We start from the raw sequence: 19,188 nt of genomic DNA on the forward strand, positions 1-19,188 counted from the left end.
CAGAGCGCGCGTGACTGAACGGCTCAGCCGGTGACTGGCCGGACACCGACCACCGAGCTGTTGTATCCGAGCAGCGGCATGACGCGGAGATCGACGAAGCCGGCCTCGGCAAGCAGGGCGCGCAGCTCCGAGGGGCGAAACTGACGCGCCTCCATGTCGAGCGCCATCATGAGCGAGAAGTGGGCGGTCCACAGCGGCCCGGGCCTATCCTCGTCGAGCAGCGCCTCTTGCACGAGCACAAGACCACCCGGCTTCAGGCTGGCGTAGGCGCGCCGCGCCAGCTCGAGACAGCGCTCGTCGTTCCAGTCGTGAAAGATGTTGGTGAACAGGACGGCGTCGAGGCCGTCGGGCCACGCGACCTGGAACATGTCGCCGCCGACGCAGCGCACGCGATCGGCCACGCCGTAGCGGTCGGCCAGCTGTCGCGCCAGGTCCACGCTGCCCGGCAGCTCGAGCAGCGTGAGCTGCCGGCTCGGGTCGCGGAGCGCGAGCGCGACGCACATCGAGCCGATGCCGCCCGCGACATCGAGGATCGCGCGCCGGCCCGCGAGCAGACCCGAGGCATCGAGCGCGAAGCCGAGCGGAAACGAGAACCGGTGCATGGCCGGTCCCCATAGCGCGGCGTGGTGCGCGCTGCCTGCCGACCACTTCGCCTTGGAGCCGCCGGCGCTCCCCGAGCGCAGCGTGTGGAGGAGCGAGCGGCTGATCGACGCGGCGGGCAGCGAGCTGTCGAAGAACGGGCTATCGGGATAGAGGTAGAACCGCGCGGCCTCGGTCAGCGCCAGACCATGGTCGCGGCCCTCGAGGACCCCCGCGGCGGCCAGGAGCTCGACCCACGCGCGCACCGGGCGCTCCACAAAGCCGAAGTGGGCCGCCAGCTCGTCAGCGGTCGTTCCCGGACGGTCGTCGAGAAAGCGCAGCATGCCGAGCTCGCGGGCGACGACGATCGCCTGCACGGTGCTGCTCACCGCGGCGTGCTGTTGCAGCACCTCGAGCGGCGCGGGGATCGCCGCCCCGGCGTCCGACACCAACCGCGTGACGGCGTCACGGCTCTGCCGCGCCCAGAACTCGCGCTTGATGCGCTGCCTCCGCTGGCGCTCGGCGAGCCACTGTCGGGTCAGCCGGAACAGCCCGAGCGCGAGCAGGGTGACGAGCGAGCCGATTGCGAGCGGGATCATGGTGCTGCACCTCTCTGGAACACTGCGGCCGGGGCCCGGTCGAACACCGCTTCCAGCAGGGCTCGGTGGTAGCCGCGAGTGACATGCGCGTGGCGCTGGAACGGCTCGCTCCGGGCGAGCTCGCGGTGCAGCTCGGGGAGTCGGAAGAAGGGAACGCTGGGGAATAGATGGTGTGATAGGTGGTAGTTGGCGTTGCGCGTGACCACGAAGGCGCTGTCGAACAGCGAGGGCACGACATCGCGGGTCAGCAGCACCAGCGGCGTGTCCGACGGCCGGTTCGCCGTGCCCGGCGGGTAGTGCTCGGCGACCGCGCGCAGCAGGTTGATGAACATTCCCCAGGTCGCGAGCGGCACCATCCAGTAGAGCGCCACGATTCGCAGCGGCCACACCGGCAGGAGCACCCCGGCGACCAGCGCGCCCGGGATCGCGATCGCGAGCACGCGCTGCCGCCAGTTGCCACGGATCACCAGCCGGCACAGCGGCACGAGCAGGCGTAGGCCGACCAGCGCGCTCGCGAGCTGGAGCGCCCGACGCCACGGTGGCATGGCGTACCAGTCCAAGAACTCGTCCAGATCGGGGTCGGCCGGGGCATTGACGTGACGGTGATGGTCGAAGTGCATCGGACGGTACTCGAGCAAGTCGAAGACGATGCTCGGCACGAGCAAGCGCCGCGCGAGGCGGTCATTGCGAGCCCGATCGCGCGTGAGCAGGCCATGCGCGCCGTCGTGGAGCGCAACCGAGAACACCCCGACCTGACGCGCGGCGATGGTGATCACCGCCGCCACGTAGAGCGGCGGCGACCAGAACCGTTCGCTGATCACGACCGCCGCCACGATCACCGCGTAGTCGAACGCGACCGCGAGGAGGACCCGGGCGGTGTCGAGCCGAGACAGCTCGGACAGGCGTTGCCGCGAGATCATGCGGCTGCGGTCAAGGATTGCTTCCATTATTCAGCAATGTTTGGGCCCGCATGGGCTCGTGATTGTTTTTCGACGCGCAAGGGCCGAGCTTCGACGGCGAGTTGCTCCGCGTTGGCACGCGCCATGTCCTCGGAGATGCGTCGGGCCAGGGCGCGGGCGTGCGGTGGCTGCACCATCGTCATGTGGTCGCCGCCGACCTCCTCGTAGACAACGTGCTGGGCCACCTTCTCCCACCCATCCATCGTCCACACCGGATCACGCTCCGCGGCGAGATAGTGCGTGATCGTGATCGGGAGCGGCGGCGGGACGTAGCGCAGCTTGGCGGTCTTGACGGCATGCGCGACGGTCACGTAGCGCTCGATGACGTCGATCGGCAGGTTGACGGGCAAGAAACCGGCTGCCTGGGCGGTCAGCAGCATGCCGCGCACATCGCCCGCGCGGTCGAGCTCGCCGAGCTTGGCGCGCAGCTCGTCCGGGATGTCATCGGGGAGCCGATTGAGCACGGTGGCCAGCCACGACGGATCGATCGGCCCGCTGCTGGGAGCGTCGAGAAAGGCGAGGAACTCGACGCGCTCGCCAGCCGAGAGCAGCTGGTGCGCCATCTCGTAGCCGACGTTACCGCCCAGGCACCAGCCGACGATGCGATAGGGCCCGTGGGCCTGAACCTCTCGAATGGCGCTGACGTACGCGGCCGCCATGGCCTCGATCGTCTCGAGCGGCGTCTCGCCGGAGAGGTAGCCGATGGCCGACAGGCCATAGACTGGCACCTCTGGGTCGATACCCGGAAGGAGCGCGGTGACGTAGCCGATCTCGCCCGGGCCGGGGTGGATGAAGAACACCGGTCCTTTGGTACCGGCGCGGCGGAATGGCGTGAGGTTCGAGCGTAGATGCAGCGGCGTCCGGCGCGCGGCCACGGCGCAGAGCTCGAGCAGCGTGGGCGCGGCGAACAGCTCGCGCAGCGCGACCTCCGCATCGACGATCTCCCGCAGCCGGGCCAGCATCTGCACCGCGAGCAGCGAGTGGCCCCCGAGGTCGAAGAAGCTGTCGTGACGTCCGATCCGGTCGACGTTCAGCAGCTCGGCCCACAGCGCCGCCACGCTCTGCTCGATCTCGCCCTGGGGCGGTAGGTAGGCGCGGCTGACGTAGGCCTCGACTTCCGGGATCGGCAGCGCCTTGCGATCCACCTTGCCGTTCGCGCTCAGCGGAAACCCGGCGAGGTGCACGTAGGCCGAGGGGATCATGTACTCCGGCAACCGGTCGGCGAGGCGCCTGCGCAGCGTGCCGACCGGCACCGGCTGCTCCGCTGTGTAGTAGGCGACCAGCCGGAGGTCGCCGGGCTGATCCTCGCGCGCCAGCACGAGCACCTCCCCGACGCCCTCCACCTCGGCCAGCACGGCCTCGATCTCACCAGGTTCGATCCGGAAGCCGCGGATCTTCACCTGGTGATCGTTGCGCCCGAGGAACTCGACGCTGCCGTCGGGCAGCCAGCGCCCGAGGTCGCCGGTACGGTACATGCGGTCGCCGGCGCGGTCGCTCCACGGATCGTCGAGGAAGCGCTCCTGGGTGAGCTCCGGGCGATTCAGGTAGCCGCGCCCGACGCCGTCACCACCGATGTAGATCTCGCCGATCACGCCGACCGGGACTGGCTCGCGATGGCTGTCGAGGAGGTAGATCCGCGCGTTGGGGATGGGCCGTCCAATCGGCACGGCCGCGCCATCGACGCTCGAGCAGCGGTGGATCGTCGCGCATACCGCCGCCTCGGTCGGGCCGTACGCGTTGAAGAGCCTGACCTGCGCCGACCAGCGCTGCGCCTCGCGCAACGCGATCGCCTCGCCCGCGACGATCAGCGTGGTCGCCGTGAACTGCTTGAGGTCGCACTGCGCGAGCGCGGACGGCGGCAGCGTGACGTGGGTGATCCCGTGGCGCGCGAGCGTCCTCGACAGCGCCGTGCCGGGCATGAGCTCGTCGCGCGAGACCACGTGCAGGCTCGCGCCGCAGACCAGCGCCATGCCGACCTCCGACACGCTGGCGTCGAAGCTGAATGCCGCGAATTGCAGCACGCGGCTCGTCTCGTCGACGCCGAAGATCGCGCTCTGGGCGGTCACCAGATTGCAAAGCCCGCGGTGCTCGTTCAGCACGCCCTTGGGCTGGCCGGTGGAGCCGGAGGTGTAGATGATGTAGGCGAGGCTCCTCGATCCGATCCCGACCTCGGCTCGGTCGAGCGGGCCGGCTGGCTCTTTGGCCCATGCGGCGCCGCCGCGCGACAGGTCGATCACCGCGCGTGGTCCGACGGCGGCTTTGCCGATGGAGTCGACGACCACAACCTGAGGTGCGCTGTCGGCCAGCATGTATGCCAGCCGGTCGGGCGGGTACGACGGATCGAGCGGCACGTAGGCGCCGCCGGCCTTGAGCGTCGCCAGCAGCGCGACGATCATGTCGGGGCTGCGGTCGATGCAGACCGCCACGCGCGACTCGGCTCGCACGCCGCGGCGGCGCAGGTAGCGGGCGAGTCGATTGGCGCGCTCGTCGAGCTCTCTGTACGAGAGCTGCCCGGAATCCCAGACCAGCGCCGCCGCGTCCGGCGTGCGGGCCACCTGGTCCTCGAACAGCTCGTGGAAGCAGCGGTCGTGCGGGTACGGAGCGCGGGTCGCGTTCCAGGTCGTGACCACCTGCGCGCGCTCCGCGGCGTCGAGCAGCGACAGTCGTGCGATGGGCCGTGTGTCGGCGCCGCTGGCCACCGCCGCGCGCAGCGACCGCTCGAACAGCGCGGCGAAGCGCTCCGCCGTGGCGCGCTCGAACAAGGCGGTCGCGTAGCTCAGCGTCCCCTCGATCCCGGACTCGGTCTCGTAGAGCGAGAGGCGCAGGTCGAACTGCGACGACGACTGGGGCACCTCGAAGCTCGCCAGATCGAGGCCGTCGAGCGCAAGCGCGCCAGCGGGCGTGTTCTGCCATGCGAACAGGACCTGGAAGATCGGCGGGTGCGAGAGGCTGCGCGGTGGCTTCACCACCTCGACGACCTGATCGAACGACAGATCCTGGTGACGCTGGGTCGCGAGCACCTGGGCCCGCGTCCGCGCGAGCAGCTGGGCGAGCGTCGGATCGCCGGCGAGGTCGATGCGCATCGCCAGGGTGTTGACGAAGAAGCCGATCAGCGGCTCGATCTCGGCCCGGGTCCGGCCCGCGACAGGGGTGCCGATCACCACGTCGTCTTGACCGGCGAGCCGCCCCAGCGTCACGGCCCAGCTCGCCAGGATGGTCATGTACAGGGTCACGCCGTGGCGCCGGCCGAGCGCCCGGAGCTGATCGGCGAGCTCGACGGGCAGCCGCACGGCAACGGTGTCGCCGCCGTGGTCCTGCTGGGCCGGGCGAGGTCGATCGGTCGGCAGCGCGAGCAGCGTCGGCGCGTCGGCGAGGTTGCGGCGCCAGAACTCGACCTGGTTCTCCAGCTCGCCGCGCTCCAGCCAACGGCGCTGCCAGGCGGCGTAGTCGGCGTACTGGACCGAAAGGGCGGGCAGGGGGTCGGGCGCACCCTTGCGGTGCGCGTTGTACAGGGCGCTGAGCTCGTCGAGCAGCACGCCCATCGACCAACCATCCGACACGATGTGGTGCGTCACGATGTGCAGCACGTGCTCGTCGTCAGCAACGCGCATGAGCATCGCCCGCATCGGCAGGTCGCGCTCGAGGTCGAACCGCGCCGCGATGTGCGCGCTCGCGAGCCGCAGCGTCGTGGCGTCGAGGTCACGCCGCCCGCGTAGATCGCGCGCAACCACGACCAGCTCGGCCTCGGCCTCGGGCCGCACGAACTGCATGGGCTCCCCGTCGACGACGCGGAAGCAGGTGCGCAGCGCCTCGTGACGCTTGACGAGCCGCGCGAGCGCCCAGGCGAGCGCCTCGCGATCGAGCGGACCGCGCAGCCGGATGCCGCCGTGGAGGTGGTGCGCCTGGCGGCCTTCGGCCAGCCGGTCGAGGATCCACAGGCGCTGCTGCGCCAGCGAGAGCGGCAGCGGTCCGCCACGCTCGATCCGCGTGATCGCGTCGATCTGCGAGCGGGCAGCGTTGCTCAGCCGCTCGGCCAGCGCGCTCAGCCGCGGGTGCTCGAAGACGTGGGCGAGCGGGACCTCGATGTCGAGTATCCGGCGAAGCCGTGACACCATCTGCACGGCGAGCAGGGAGTGGCCGCCGAGCTCGAAGAAGTTGTCGCGGCGGGTCACGTCCGGCACCTGGAGCAGGTCGGCCCAGAGCCCTGCGAGCATCTGCTCGATCTCGCCGCGCGGCGCCTCGTCGTGACGCCGCACCGGCGAGCTGGTCTCCGGGGCGGGCAGCGCCTTGCGATCGACCTTGCCGTTCGCGGTGAGCGGCATCGCTGAAAGGTGCACGAAGGCCGCCGGCATCATGTAGCTAGGGAGGCTCGCGGCGGCATGCTGCCGGAGCGCGTCGGTAAGGGAGGCCGGCGCCGTGTAATAGGCGACCAGGCGCGCGTCGCCCGGTACGTCCTCGCGCGCCACCACGACGACCTCACGGACCTCGTCGACCTCGGCCAGCCGCGCCTCGATCTCGCCGAGCTCGATGCGGAAGCCGCGCAGCTTGACCTGGAAATCGTTGCGCCCGAGGTACTCGAGGTCGCCGTCCGGAAGCCAGCGGACGAGGTCGCCAGTGCGGTACAGGCGTCCGTCGGGCGTGAACGGATCGGACACGAAGCGCTCTGCGGTCAGCTCCTCGCGATGGAGGTAGCCGCGCACCACGCCATCGCCGCCGATATAGAGCTCACCGGGTACGCCGATCGGCACGGGGCGGCGCTGCGCGTCGAGCACGTAGACCTGCGTGTTGGCGATCGGTCGGCCGATGTGCGGAACCGGCTCGGTGAGGCGGCTCAGGGTCGACCAGATGGTCGTCTCGGTCGGACCGTACAGGTTCCACAGCTCCGGCACGCCACCGAGGAGCTCCGCGGCCAGGCTCGGCGGCAACGCCTCACCGCCGCACAACACCTTGAGCGAGCGGCACCGCGCAGGCCAGCTGTGCTGCGCGAGCATGCGCCAGGTCGAGGGCGTCGCTTGCAGGATCGATACGCCGTGGGCCTCGATCAGCGCATGCAGCGCCACCGGGTCACCTACCTGCTCGCGGGTGGCGATCACCACGGTCGCGCCGCACGACAGCGGCAGGTACAGCTCGAGCCCGGCGATGTCGAACGACAGCGAGGTCACGCCGAGCAGCACGTCCTCGGCGGTGATGCCGGGAGCGTCCTGCATGGTGGTCAGGAAGTTGACGATGCTGCGGTGCTCGACCATCACGCCCTTGGGCTGGCCGGTCGATCCGGACGTGTAGATGACGTACGCGAGGTGGCGCGATGTCAGCTCCGCGCGCTCCGGGCGATCGCTGGGATACCCGTCGAGCGCGCCCGGCGCGTCGAGCAGCACGAGCGCCGCGGATGTGGCCGGCAGGCTCGCCGCGATCGCGGTCTGGGTGACGAGCTGGCTCGGCCGGGCGTCGGCGAGCATGGTCGCGAGCCGCTCGCGCGGATAGCTCGGATCGAGCGGGACGTAGGCCCCGCCCGCCTTCAGCGTTCCGAGCACCGCCACGACCAGATCGATGCCGCGGTCGACAGCCACGCCGACCAGGCCGTCCGGGCCCACGCCGCGGGCGCGGAGCAGGTGGGCGAGCCGGTTCGCGCGCTCGTCGAGCTCGCGGTAGGTCGCGCGGGCCTCGCCCGCGATCACCGCGATCGCGTCCGGCGTTCGCCGCGCCTGGGCCTCGAACAGCTCGTGCACGCACAGATCACGTCGGTAGTCCCGTGCCGTCGCGTTCCAGGCAGCGACGACCTGCGCGCGCTCCGCCGCCGGCAGCACGTCGAGCTCGCGCAGGGCCGCGCCGCCTCCGTGCTCGAGCGCGCGCACGACCGCCTCCACGGCCGTGCGCATGAAGGCGCAGACGCGCGCGGGCTCGATCGGCTCGCGCACGTGAGCGGTGAGCGCGAAGCCCTCGCCGAGATCATCCACCGACAGGACGAGCGGGTAGTTGGTTCGCTCCTCGGCGGACAGCAGCTCGATGCGATCTTCGCTTGCATCGCCCGCCGTCGGCGCCTCTGGCGCGGCATCCTCGATCGTGTAGCGGTAGTTGAGGAGCGACGTGAAGAGCGGCGCCTCCGCCGGCACGGCGCTCGCCCGCTGCGCCAGCGCGAGCGGGGCGTGCTCATGGCGGAGCAGGTCGACGAGCAGCGCGTGGGTCGCGGCCACGCTCTCCGCCACGCCGCGCTCGCCGACGCCGAGCCGCACCGGCAGCGTGTTCATGAACAGGCCCAGGCCGCGATCGGCGTGGGCGCCGCCCTGCATTCGGCCGAACAGCACGGTGCCGAACACCACCTGCTCGCGGCCGGTCGTCCGGGCCAGCACCATGGCCCACGCCAGGTGCATGAGGCTCGCGGGGCTGACCCGGAGCCGCCGCGCCTCGCGTCGGATGGCCAGGGCGAGCTCGGCCGGCAGGAGCTCGTGCGCCTCGCCGATGCCCCGGCCATCACCGCGCACATCGACGAGCCCGAAGGGCGCGGTCGGCTCGTCGATGTCGCCCAGCATCTGCGCAAAGAACGCGCGGTGCTCGTCCTGGCTGACGCCCAGGCGCGCCTGGGCCACGAACGTGCGGAACGGCACCGGTGGCGGCAGGCGGTCGCCCTCGCCGCGCAAGAAGGCCTTCGCCTCGTGGACGAGCAGATCGAGGGTCGTGTGATCGACCACGAGGTGATGCGACAGCACGCTCATCACCCAGCGGCCGTTCGCCTCGTCGCTCGCGATGTGGCAGCGCAAGAGCGGTGCCCGGCTGACGTCGAGCCGCACGCGCCGCGGATCGCAGCGCGCGGCGAGCTGGGTCGCGATGTCGCCCTCGCGCGGATCGAGCACGACGAGCTCGACGGGCAGCTGCGCCTGCCGGCGCACGACCTGGACGGGCTGATCGAGCCCGCGCCAGGCGATGCCGGTGCGCAGGATGTCGTGGCGAGCGATCACGTGATCGAGCGCGGCGACGAAGCGATCGAGCCCGGCTCGGGTCGGGAACGCGAGCAGGTGCGACTCGACGTACGCATCGCTGCTGTCGTCGAGCAGGTGGTGGAACAGCATGCCCTCCTGGAGCGGCGCGAGCGGGTAGATATCGGCCACGTTGGCCGCGCCGCCGTCGACGCCCGCGACGATGCTGTCGATCGCCTCCTGATCGAGGCGGACCAGGGTCAGCATCTCCGGGGTGATGCGCGTCGCCCCGGGGGTGACGAGGTTGTCCGGCAGCGTGACCTCCTGGCTCTCGGTGCCGGCCCGCTCGGCGAGCTCGGCCAGGCTCGACGCCAGGAACACCGCGCGCACGTCGGCGTGCAGCCGCTCGGCGCGCATGCGCTCGATGAGGCTCACGGCCAGGAGCGAGTGTCCGCCGAGCTCGAAGAAGTTGTCGTTGCGCCCGACCTGCTCGAGCTTGAGCAGCTCGGCCCAGATCCGGGCCAGCCGCTCCTCCTTCTCGCCGCGCGGCGCCTCGTAGGCGCGGGTCGAGGCCTGCCCGTCCGGCGCCGGCAGCGCCGCGCGATCGACCTTGCCGTTGGCCGTGAGCGGCAGCGCCGCAAGGTGCACGAACGCCGACGGCACCATGTAGGACGGCAGACGGTCGCTCGCGTGCTGCCGCAGCGCCTCCGGTGACACCGGCGCGCCCGCGAGGTAGGCGACGAGGCGAAGGTCGCCCGGCGCGTCCTCGCGCGCAACCACCACCACCTCGTCGACGCCGTCCTGTGCGCGCAGCGTGGCCTCGATCTCGCCGAGCTCGACGCGGTAGCCGCGGATCTTGACCTGGTGATCGTTGCGCCCGAGGTATTCGATGGTGCCGTCGGGACGCCAGCGCGCGACGTCGCCGGTGCGGTACATCCGCGCGTGGGGCTCGGCGGCGAAGGGATCTGGCAGGAACCGCTCGCGGGTCAGCTCCGGGCGGTTGACGTAGCCGCGCGCCACGCCCACGCCGCCGACGTGGAGCTCGCCGGCCACGCCGACCGGCACGGGCTCGCCGCGGGCATCGAGGATGTAGATCCGCGCGTTGGTGATGGGCCGTCCGAGCGGCACCGACGCGGGCAGCGGATCGGTGACCTCCTGGGCGGTGCAGGCGACCGAGATCTCCGTCGGTCCGTAGTTGTTGAAGATCCGCATGTCGGGCGCGTGCTCGCGCCACCAGCGCAGCGCTGCGCCGCGCAGCGGCTCGCCGCCCAGCACGAGCGTGCGGATCCGGCCAGCCAGCGCCTCCGCCGGGATCACCTGCTGCAGCAGCGCCAGGTGCGACGGTGTCAGCTTGAGCGGCGCGAGGTTGGAGCACGAAAGGAGCTGGCGACGCCACGCCTCCACGTCGTTGCCCGGTGTGCCAAGGCGCACGGTCTTGCCGCACAGGAGCGGCGGGTAGAGCCCGGTGAGCGCGAGGTCGAAGCTGAGCGAGGTGAGGACGAGGGAGCCGTCGCCGCTGGCCAGATCCTGCTGCCGGATCATGTGGGCCGTGTAGTTCACGATCCCGCGGTGCTCGACCATGACCCCCTTGGGCCGCCCGGTCGATCCGGACGTGAACATGACGTACGCCAGGTGCCGGGGGGTCAGCCCGAGGGCGCGCGGGTCGAGCTCGCCAGCGTCGGCCGAGCGGTCGACGTCCTCGACGGGCTCGCCGCCCGGAGCGAGCAGGACGACCTCCGCCTGCGCGGCGGGCAAGCGCGCCTGCCACGCCGCCTCGGTCAGCACCACGCGCGGCGCGGCCTCCTCGAGCATCTCCGCGAGCCACGCGACGGGGTGGTGCGGATCCACCGGGATGTACGCGCCGCCGGCCTTGAGCACCCCGAGGAAGCCGACCACCATCGCGATGCCGCGCTCGGCGCAGACCGCGACGAGCACGTCGGGACCGACGCCCCGCGCGCGCAGCGATCGCGCGAGCCGGCTGGCCCGCGCGTCGAGCTCGGCGAAGCTCAGCGACTGATCGCCCGCGACGAGCGCCGTCGCGTCCGGCGTGCGCCGCGCTTGATCCTCGAACAACTCGTGCAGGCACCGCGCGCGCGGATAGTCCCCGGCGGTGTCGTTCCATTCGACCAGGATCTGCCGGCGCTGCGCCTCGCTCAGCACCGGAAGCTCCGCGACGCGACGGTCGTCGCCGGCCGCCATGGCCTCGAGCAAGGTGGTCCAGTGCGCCACGATGCGCTCCACCGTGGCGCGCTCGAACAGCGCCGTCGCGTAGACCAGAGAGCCGGTGATCCCGGCGTCGCCCTCCTCGAGGGTCAGCGACAGGTCGAACCGGGCCGTCGCCGCCGGCCGCTCGACGCTCGACAGCTGCAAGCCGGGTAGCTCGAGCCCGCCGGGCTGCGCGGAGAGGTAGTCGAACATGACCTGGAACAGGGGCGAATGCGCGAGGCTGCGCGGCGGCTTGACCGCCTCGACCACCTGGTCGAACGGCAGGTCCTGGTGCTCCTGCGCGGCCAGGACCTGCGCGCGGGTGCGCGCGAGCAGCTGGGCCACCGTCGGTTCGCCGCGCAGGTCGATGCGCAGGGCGAGCGTGTTGACGAAGAAGCCGATCAGCGGCTCGATCTCGGTCCGGCTGCGGCCGGCGACCGGGCTGCCGATCACCACGTCTTCCTGGTTCGCGAGCCGGCCGAGCGTCGCGGCCCAGCTGGCGAGCAGCGCCATGTACGGCGTCACGCCGTGGCGCCGGCACAGCGCATGCAGCCGATGGCTCAGCGCGGCGCCGAGCTGAACATCGACGTTGGCTCCCGCGTGACTGCGCTCGACCCGCGGCTGGTCGGTCGGCAGCTCGAGCAGCGCCGGCGCGCCGGCCAGGTTGCGGCGCCAGAACTCGGCCTGGGCCTCGAGCTCGCCCGCGGCGAGCCAGCGACGCTGCCAGACCGCGTGGTCGACGTACTGGATCGCCAGCGGCGGAAGCGGATCGGCCTCGCCGCGAGCCAGGGCGCGATAGAGCGCGGTCAGCTCGCCGAGCAGGATCCCCATGGACCAGCCGTCGGCGGCGATGTGATGCATCACCCAATGCAGGACGTGGTCGTCGGCGGACAGCCGCACGAGCAGCGCGCGCACCGGCAGATCGCGCTCGAGATCGAACGCCGCGGACTCGTGCGCGCTGCACAGCGCCAGGGCCGCGGCCTCGCGGTCGGGGTAGGCCTCGGCGGCGAGCTCGCGCTCCTGCCAGGGAAGCACCGCGTCGCGTCGCACCACCTGCCTCGGCTGTCCGTCGATCCGCTCGAACGTGGTGCGCAGCGCCTCGTGGCGCTCGACGATCCGCTGCAGCGACCGGCGCAGCACCTCGCGATCGAGCGCGCCACGCAGGCGTACGGCGCCGCCGATGTGATAGGCGTCGCTCGCGCCGTCGAGCCGGGTCAAGAACCACAGCCGCTGCTGCGCCAGCGAGAGCGGCTGGGGCTCTCGGCGCTCGTCGTCGGTCAGCGGCAGGAACGCGGGTAACCGCGAGGTCGCCGCTTCGTTCAGGCGCTCCGCGAGCCGGGCGAGCTCGGGGCACTCGAACACGACGGCGAGCGAGATCTCGATGTCGAGCGCACGGCGCACCCTGGACACCAGCTGCACGGCGAGCAGCGAGTGACCGCCCAGCGCGAAGAAGTCGTCACGGCGGCCCACGCGCTCGACCTTGAGCAGCTCCGACCACAGGTCCGCGAGCAGCACCTCGATCCTCCCGCGCGGCTCCTCGTACGCACGCCGCGCGTACGAACCCGCTTGCGGAGCCGGCAGCGCCTCGCGATCGAGCTTGCCGTTGCCCGTGAGCGGCAGCGCCTCCAGGTGAAGGTAGGCGGCCGGGACCATGTACGGCGGCAGCGACTGCGCGGCGTGCCGCCGGAGCAGCTCGGCGTCCGGCGCGGATTCGCCGCTGGCCGTGAAATACGCGACGAGGCGCTTGTCGCCCGGCTCGTCCTCGCGCGCGACGACGACCACGTCGCGCACGCCCCCGACGCGCGACAGGCTCGCCTCGATTTCGCCGAGCTCGATGCGGAAGCCGCGGATCTTGACCTGGAAGTCGTTGCGGCCGAGGTACTCGACGCTGCCGTCGGGCAGCCGGCGCGCCAGGTCGCCGGTGCGGTACAGCCGGCCGCCGCCGGGGAACGGGTTTTCGAGGAAACGCTCGGCGGTGAGCTCGGGCTGGCCCAGGTAGCCGCGCGCCACGCCGGCGCCGCCGACGTAGAGCTCGCCGGTCACGCCGACCGGCACCGGCTGGCGATGTCCGTCGAGGATGTGCAGCTGCAGATCGGGGATGCGCACGCCGATCGGGCTCGGTCCCGGCCGAGCCGCGTCCTCGGCCTCGAGCGGGCGGTACGTCACGTGGACGGTGGTCTCCGTGATCCCGTACATGTTGACGAGCCGCGGGCCGTGCTCGTGGCGCGCATACCACGGCCGCAGCGTGTGCAGCTCGAGCGCCTCGCCGCCGAAGATGATGGTACGCAGCCGGTTCGCGCGCCCGCACTCCGCCTCGGCCGCCATGAGCTGCTGGAAGGCGCTCGGCGTCTGGTTGAGCACGGTCACGCCCTCGTCGCAGATCAGCTCGACCATGTGGCGGGGCGAGCGGGCGACCGCCGCCGGCACGATGACCAGCCGGCCGCCGTACAGGAGCGCACCCCAGATCTCCCACACCGAGAAGTCGAACGAGAACGAGTGGAACAGCGTCCACACGTCGTGATCATCGAAGTGAAACCACGCGTCGGTGGCGTCGAACAGACGCACGACCTGGGCGTGCTCGACCATGACGCCCTTGGGCCTTCCGGTCGATCCCGACGTGTAGATGACGTACGCGAGGTGGTTCGGCGCCACGCCGGTGGCGCCACGCTCGAGGTCACTGTCGGGCGCGTCAGCCCAGGCGGCGGCGTCGCGGTCGAGGTCGATCACGCGCGTGGGGCCCGGCGTGAACGCCCCCAGCGCCTCGCGCCCCACCGCGTCGATCAGCAGCACGGCTGGCGCGCAGTCGGCCAGCGTGGCGCCGAGCCGCGCGGACGCGTACGCCGGATCGAGCGGCACGTAGGCGCCGCCGGCCTTGAGCGTGGCTAGCAGGGCGGTGACCATGTCGAGGCCGCGATCGACGCAGATCGCGACCAGGCGGTCCGCCCCGATCCCCAGCGCCCGCAGGTGATGGGCGAGCCGGTTCGCACGTTCGTTCAGGGCGCGATAGGTGAGTCGCGCCGTGCCGTGCGCCAGGGCGATGGCGTCGGGCCTCTGCCGGACCTGCGCCTCGAATCGCTCGTGGAGGCAGTCCAGCGCCGGCACCTCGGCCATCGTGTTCCAGTCGACGAGCAGCGCGTGGCGCTCGCGCTCGGACAGGAGCGGCAGCGTGCTGACCTGCTGCTCTTCATCGGCGAGCATGGCCTCGAGCAGCGTGAGCCACTGGCCGCGGATGCGCTCTGCGGTCTCGTGATCGAAGAGCGCCGTCGCATAGCTCAGATCGCCGGTGATGCCCGCGGGGCCCTCGTGCAGCGTCAGCGTCAAGTCCAGCTGAGCGGTCGGCTGCGCCACGCTCAGGTCCGAGAGCTCGAGGCCCGGCATCTCGAGCGTCGCGTCGGCGGTGTTCTGCCAGGCGAACATCACCTGAAAGAGCGGCGGGTGCGCAAGGCTGCGCGGCGGGTTCACGGCCTCGACGATCTGGTCGAAAGGCAGGTCCTGGTGAGCCTGCCCAGCCAGCACCCGATCGCGGGTGCGCGCCACGAGCTCCCGCACCGTGGGTCCGCCGTTCAGGTCGATGCGCAGGGGAAGGGTGTTGACGAAGAAGCCGATCAGAGGCTCGACCTCGGTCCGATTGCGGCCCGCGACCGGGCTGCCGATCACGACGTCGGTCTGGCCGGACAGCCGGCCCAGCAGCGCCGCCCAGCTGGAGAGCAGCAGCACGTAGGGCGTCACGCCGTGGCGCTGCGCCGCCGCCTGGACCCGCGCCGTCAGCGCGGCGTCGAGCGCGAGGTCGACCGCGGCGCCTGCGTAATCCTGCCGCGCGGGGCGCTGCCGGTCGATGGGCAGCTCCAGGAGGGCCGGCGCGCCCTGCAGACCCTCGCGCCAGTACGTTGCCTGCGCCTCGAGCTCGCCGTGGCCGAGCCAGCGTCGCTGCCAGGCCGCGTAGTCGGCGTACTGGATCGCGAGTGGAGGCAGCGGGTCGGGTTGCCCGGCAAGGAACGCGCGATAGAGCCGGGTCAGCTCGTCCACGAACACGCCGATCGACCAGCCGTCGGAGGCGATGTGGTGCATGACCACGTGCAACACGTGCTCGTGCTCGGCTCGCTGCACGAGCAGCACACGCAGCGGGATTTCGCGGGTGAGATCGAACGCGCGGGCCGTGTTCGACGCGATCAACCGGCGTGTGGCGGCCTCGGGGTCCCCTTCGCTGCGAAGGTCGTGCTCGTCGAGGACCAGCCCGGCGTCCTGGACGATTTGCACCGGCTCGCCGTCGAGCTCCTGGAAGCAGGTGCGCAGGGCCTCGTGGCGCTCGACGATGCGCTGGAGCGCGCGGCGGAGGACGTCGCGGGCGAGCACACCGCGGAGCCCGACCACGCCGCTGATGTGATAGGCCTCGCTCGCGCCGCTCAGCTGGCTCAAGAACCAGAGTCGCCGCTGGGCCAGCGACAGCGGCTGCGGCCCGCTGCGCGGCGCGACGGGGATCGCGTGGTGGGCCGCGCGCGCGGCGCGGCTGACGGCCTCGGCGAGCGCGGCGAGCTCCGGGAGCAAGAACACGTCGCTCAGCGCGAGCTCGACCCCCAGGACCTTGCGGACGCGAGAGACCAGCCGCACTGCCGCGAGCGAGTGACCGCCGAGCGCGAAGAAGCTGTCACGCCGGCCCACGCGCTCGACCTGCAGCAGCTCGGCCCAGATCCCGGCGAGCGCCTGCTCGATGCGCCCCGTCGGCTGCTCGTAGCCCTGACGCCCGAAGTCCTCGACGTCTGGCGCCGGCAGCGCCTTGCGGTCGAGCTTGCCGTTGGGGGTGAGCGGCAGCGCTGCGAGCCGCACGTAGGCGGCTGGCAGCATGTAGTCGGGTAGGCCCCGCGCGGCGTGCTCACGCAGCGCGCGCGCATCCGGCGCGTGCTCGCCCGTGTAGTACGCGACAAGCCGCCGCTCTCCCGGCGCGCTCTCGCCCACCGGCTGCGCGGCGACCACCACCTCCGCGACGCCTGGCGCGCCCGCCAGCCGCGCCTCGATCTCCCCGAGCTCGATCCGGAAGCCCCGAATCTTCACCTGGAAGTCGTTGCGGCCCAGGTATTCGATGCTCCCGTCGGGCAGCCAGCGACCCAGATCGCCAGTCCGGTACAGGCGCCCCGTTCCCGTGAACGGGTCGTCGATGAACCGCTCCGCCGTCAGCTCCGGCTGACCGAGGTAGCCGCGCGCCACGCCCGCGCCTCCCACGTACAGCTCGCCCGTCACCCCCACCGCCACCGGCTGCCTCTGCTCATCCAGCACGTACAGCCGCAAGTCGGGCAGCTTCACCCCGATCGGGCTCGGACCAGGCCGCTCCGCGTCCCGAGCCGCCAGCGCACGGTAGGTCACGTGCACCGTCGTCTCGGTGATGCCGTACATGTTCACAAGCCGCGTCGCTTGCTCGTCGTTGCGCTCGTACCAGGGCTTGAGCGTCCGAAGCTCCAGCGCCTCCCCTCCGAAGATCACCCAGCGCAGCTGGTGCACACTCCTCGTCTGCGCCTGCGCCCCCATCAGGTGCTGGAACGCGCTCGGCGTCTGGTTCAGCACCGTCACCCCTTCGGCGCACAACAGCTCATAAAACTCCGCCGGCGAGCGCGCGGTCGTCAGCGGCACGACCACGAGCCGCCCGCCGTACGAAAGCGCTCCCCACAGCTCCCACACCGAAAAGTCGAACCCGATCGAGTGGAACAGGCTCCATACGTCTCGCTCGTCGAACCCGAACCACCCCTCGGTGCTCGCGAACAACCGCGACACCTGCGCGTGCTCGACCATCACGCCCTTGGGCCGACCCGTCGAACCCGACGTGTAGATCACGTACGCAAGGTGGCTCGGCGACACCTCCACCCCCGGATCGCGCTCGTCCGCATCCGCCCACTGCGCCGCGTCTTGCTCGATATCGACCCACCGCGCCGACCCCGACACTGGCTCACCCAGCGCACCGCGCCCCGTCGCGTCGACCAGCACCACCGATGGGTCGCTGTCGGCGAGCGTCGCCACCAGCCGCTCCGAGGCGTAAGCCGGATCCAGCGGCACGTAGGCTCCGCCCGCCTTCAGGACCGCAAGGATCGCCGTCACCAGCCCCACCCCGCGCTCGAGGCAGATCGCCACCCGATGCTCCGGACCCACCCCCACCCCGCGCAGGTGATGCGCCAGACGGTTCGCCGCCGCGTTCAGCGCGCCGTAGCTCACGCGCTCCGCTCCGTGCACCAGCGCGATCGCCTCGGGGTTGCGCCGCACCTGCGCCTCGAACTGCTCGTGCACGCACCCTCTGCTCGCCGATGCACGCGTCTGGTTCCACCTCTCCACCACGTCCAGGCGCTCGGCCTCCGGCAGCACGTCGACGAGGCGGAGCGGCGTACGGTGTTCGAGGGCGTCCACCAGGCGCTCCAGCGCGGTCTGCATGAACGCGCACACCCGTTCGGGCAGAACGCGCTTGCTGACCAGCGCGGTCAGCGCGAAGTCGTGGCCCAGGTCGTCGACCGACAGCGTCAACGGGTAGTTGGTGCGCTCGTGGCTGGCGAGGACCTCGACGCCGTCGCTGCGGTCGCCGCTGTTCTTGGCCTCGACGTTGTAGCGATAGTTGAGCAGCGACGTGAACAGGGGCGCCGGCGCCGCGACCCCGCTCACGCGCATCGCGAGCGACAGCGGCGCGTGCTCGTGGCGCATGAGGTCCACCAGCAGGGCATGGACGGTCTTCGCCGCCTGCTCGACATCCTCGTCGCCGACGCTGACCCGCAGCGGCAGCGTGTTCATGAGCAGGCCGAGCATGCGGCCTGCATCGACGCCCGCCTGCATGCGACCGAACAGCACGGTGCCGAACACCACGTCCTTGCGGCCGGTCGTCCGCGCCGCGACCAGGGCCCAGGCCAGGTGGACGAGGCTCGCCGGGCTCACGCCGAGGCGGCGCGCCGACGCGCGAATCGCGCTGGCCAGCGTGCGCGGCAGCTGGACGGTCGCCTCCGCCACGGCGCTGCCGTCGCCTTTCTCGTCGAGCAGGCCGAACGGCGCGGTGGTCTCGTCGATGTCGCCGAGCAGCTTCGTGAAGAACGCCGCATGCTCCTGCTCGCTCACGCCGAGCCGAGCTTCCGCGACGAACGCACGGAACGGCGCCGGCGGCGGCAGCTCGGCGCCGCGGCCCTGCTCGATGGCCCAGGTCTCCGCGACGAGCAGCTCCAGCGCGAGGTGGTCGATCGCAATGTGATGGAAGACGACGCTCAGCAGCCAGCGGCCCGTGGACACATCGTGCGCGGCGTAGCAGCGCAGCAGCGGCGCGCGTCCGAGGTCCAGCCGGAGATGCTGGGCGCCGCAGCGCAGCTCGAGCTCCCGGGCGACGTCGCTGCAAGCCGGGTCGACATCGAGGATCTCGACGGGGAGCGCAGCGCGCCGCTGCACCACCTGGACCGGCGACTCGAGCCCATCCCACGCGATGCTGGTGCGGAGGACGTCGTGGCGCGCGACCACCTGCTCGAGCGCGTCGGTGAAGCGATCCATGCGCGCCCGCGACGGGAAGGCCAGGACATAGCCCTCGGTGTAGGCGTCGCCATCGGGGCTCCACAGGTGGTGGAACAGCATGCCCTCCTGGAGGGGCGTGAGCGGGTAGATGTCCTGCACGTTGCGGGCGCCGCCGGGCACGCGCGAGACGATCAAGTCGATCGCAGGCTGGTCCAGGCTCACCAGCGTGAGCATCTCGGGGGTGATCCGCTCGGCGGCGTCGGGAATCAGGTTGGGTGGCACGGCGGCGCGCGCGCCGGCGCCGATCGTGTGACCGGCTCGGAGGAGCTCGATCAGGGCCTGCTTGTGCTCGCGCACCGATGCGACAAGCTCGCGATCGGCGAGCGCCGACTCGTTGCCTCGCAACGAAAGCCCGTCGCCGACGAGCGTCAGCGCGAGGCCCTTGGTCTCGAGCATGGTCATGAGCTGGTTCAG

At 71.6% G+C, this 19,188-nt stretch carries 3 protein-coding genes; all 3 read right to left on the reverse strand.

What is annotated here, in order from left to right:
- Positions 1–23 precede the first annotated feature (23 nt).
- Genes WME89_RS26120 through WME89_RS26130 form a run of 3 tightly spaced genes read right to left on the reverse strand, consistent with a single transcriptional unit; the run spans position 24 to position 19,176 of the window.
- Positions 24–1,178 (reverse strand): methyltransferase, encoded by a 1,155-nt coding sequence (locus tag WME89_RS26120; RefSeq protein ID WP_438011792.1) that lies wholly within the window; start codon positions 1,176–1,178, stop codon positions 24–26.
- A complete protein-coding gene (locus WME89_RS26125) occupies positions 1,175–2,125 on the reverse strand; it encodes a fatty acid desaturase family protein (RefSeq protein ID WP_438011793.1) in 951 nt (316 codons plus the stop codon). The genes WME89_RS26120 and WME89_RS26125 overlap by 4 nt, the downstream gene beginning before the upstream one ends.
- Positions 2,125–19,176 carry an amino acid adenylation domain-containing protein gene (locus tag WME89_RS26130; RefSeq protein ID WP_438011971.1) on the reverse strand — a complete coding sequence of 5,684 codons (17,052 nt, stop codon included), beginning with the start codon at positions 19,174–19,176 and terminating at the stop codon, positions 2,125–2,127. The genes WME89_RS26125 and WME89_RS26130 overlap by 1 nt, the downstream gene beginning before the upstream one ends.
- Positions 19,177–19,188: the final 12 nt, after the last annotated feature.

This window comes from Sorangium sp. So ce321, from assembly GCF_051530195.1.
In the GTDB taxonomy this organism is placed as follows: domain Bacteria; phylum Myxococcota_A; class Polyangia; order Polyangiales; family Polyangiaceae; genus Sorangium.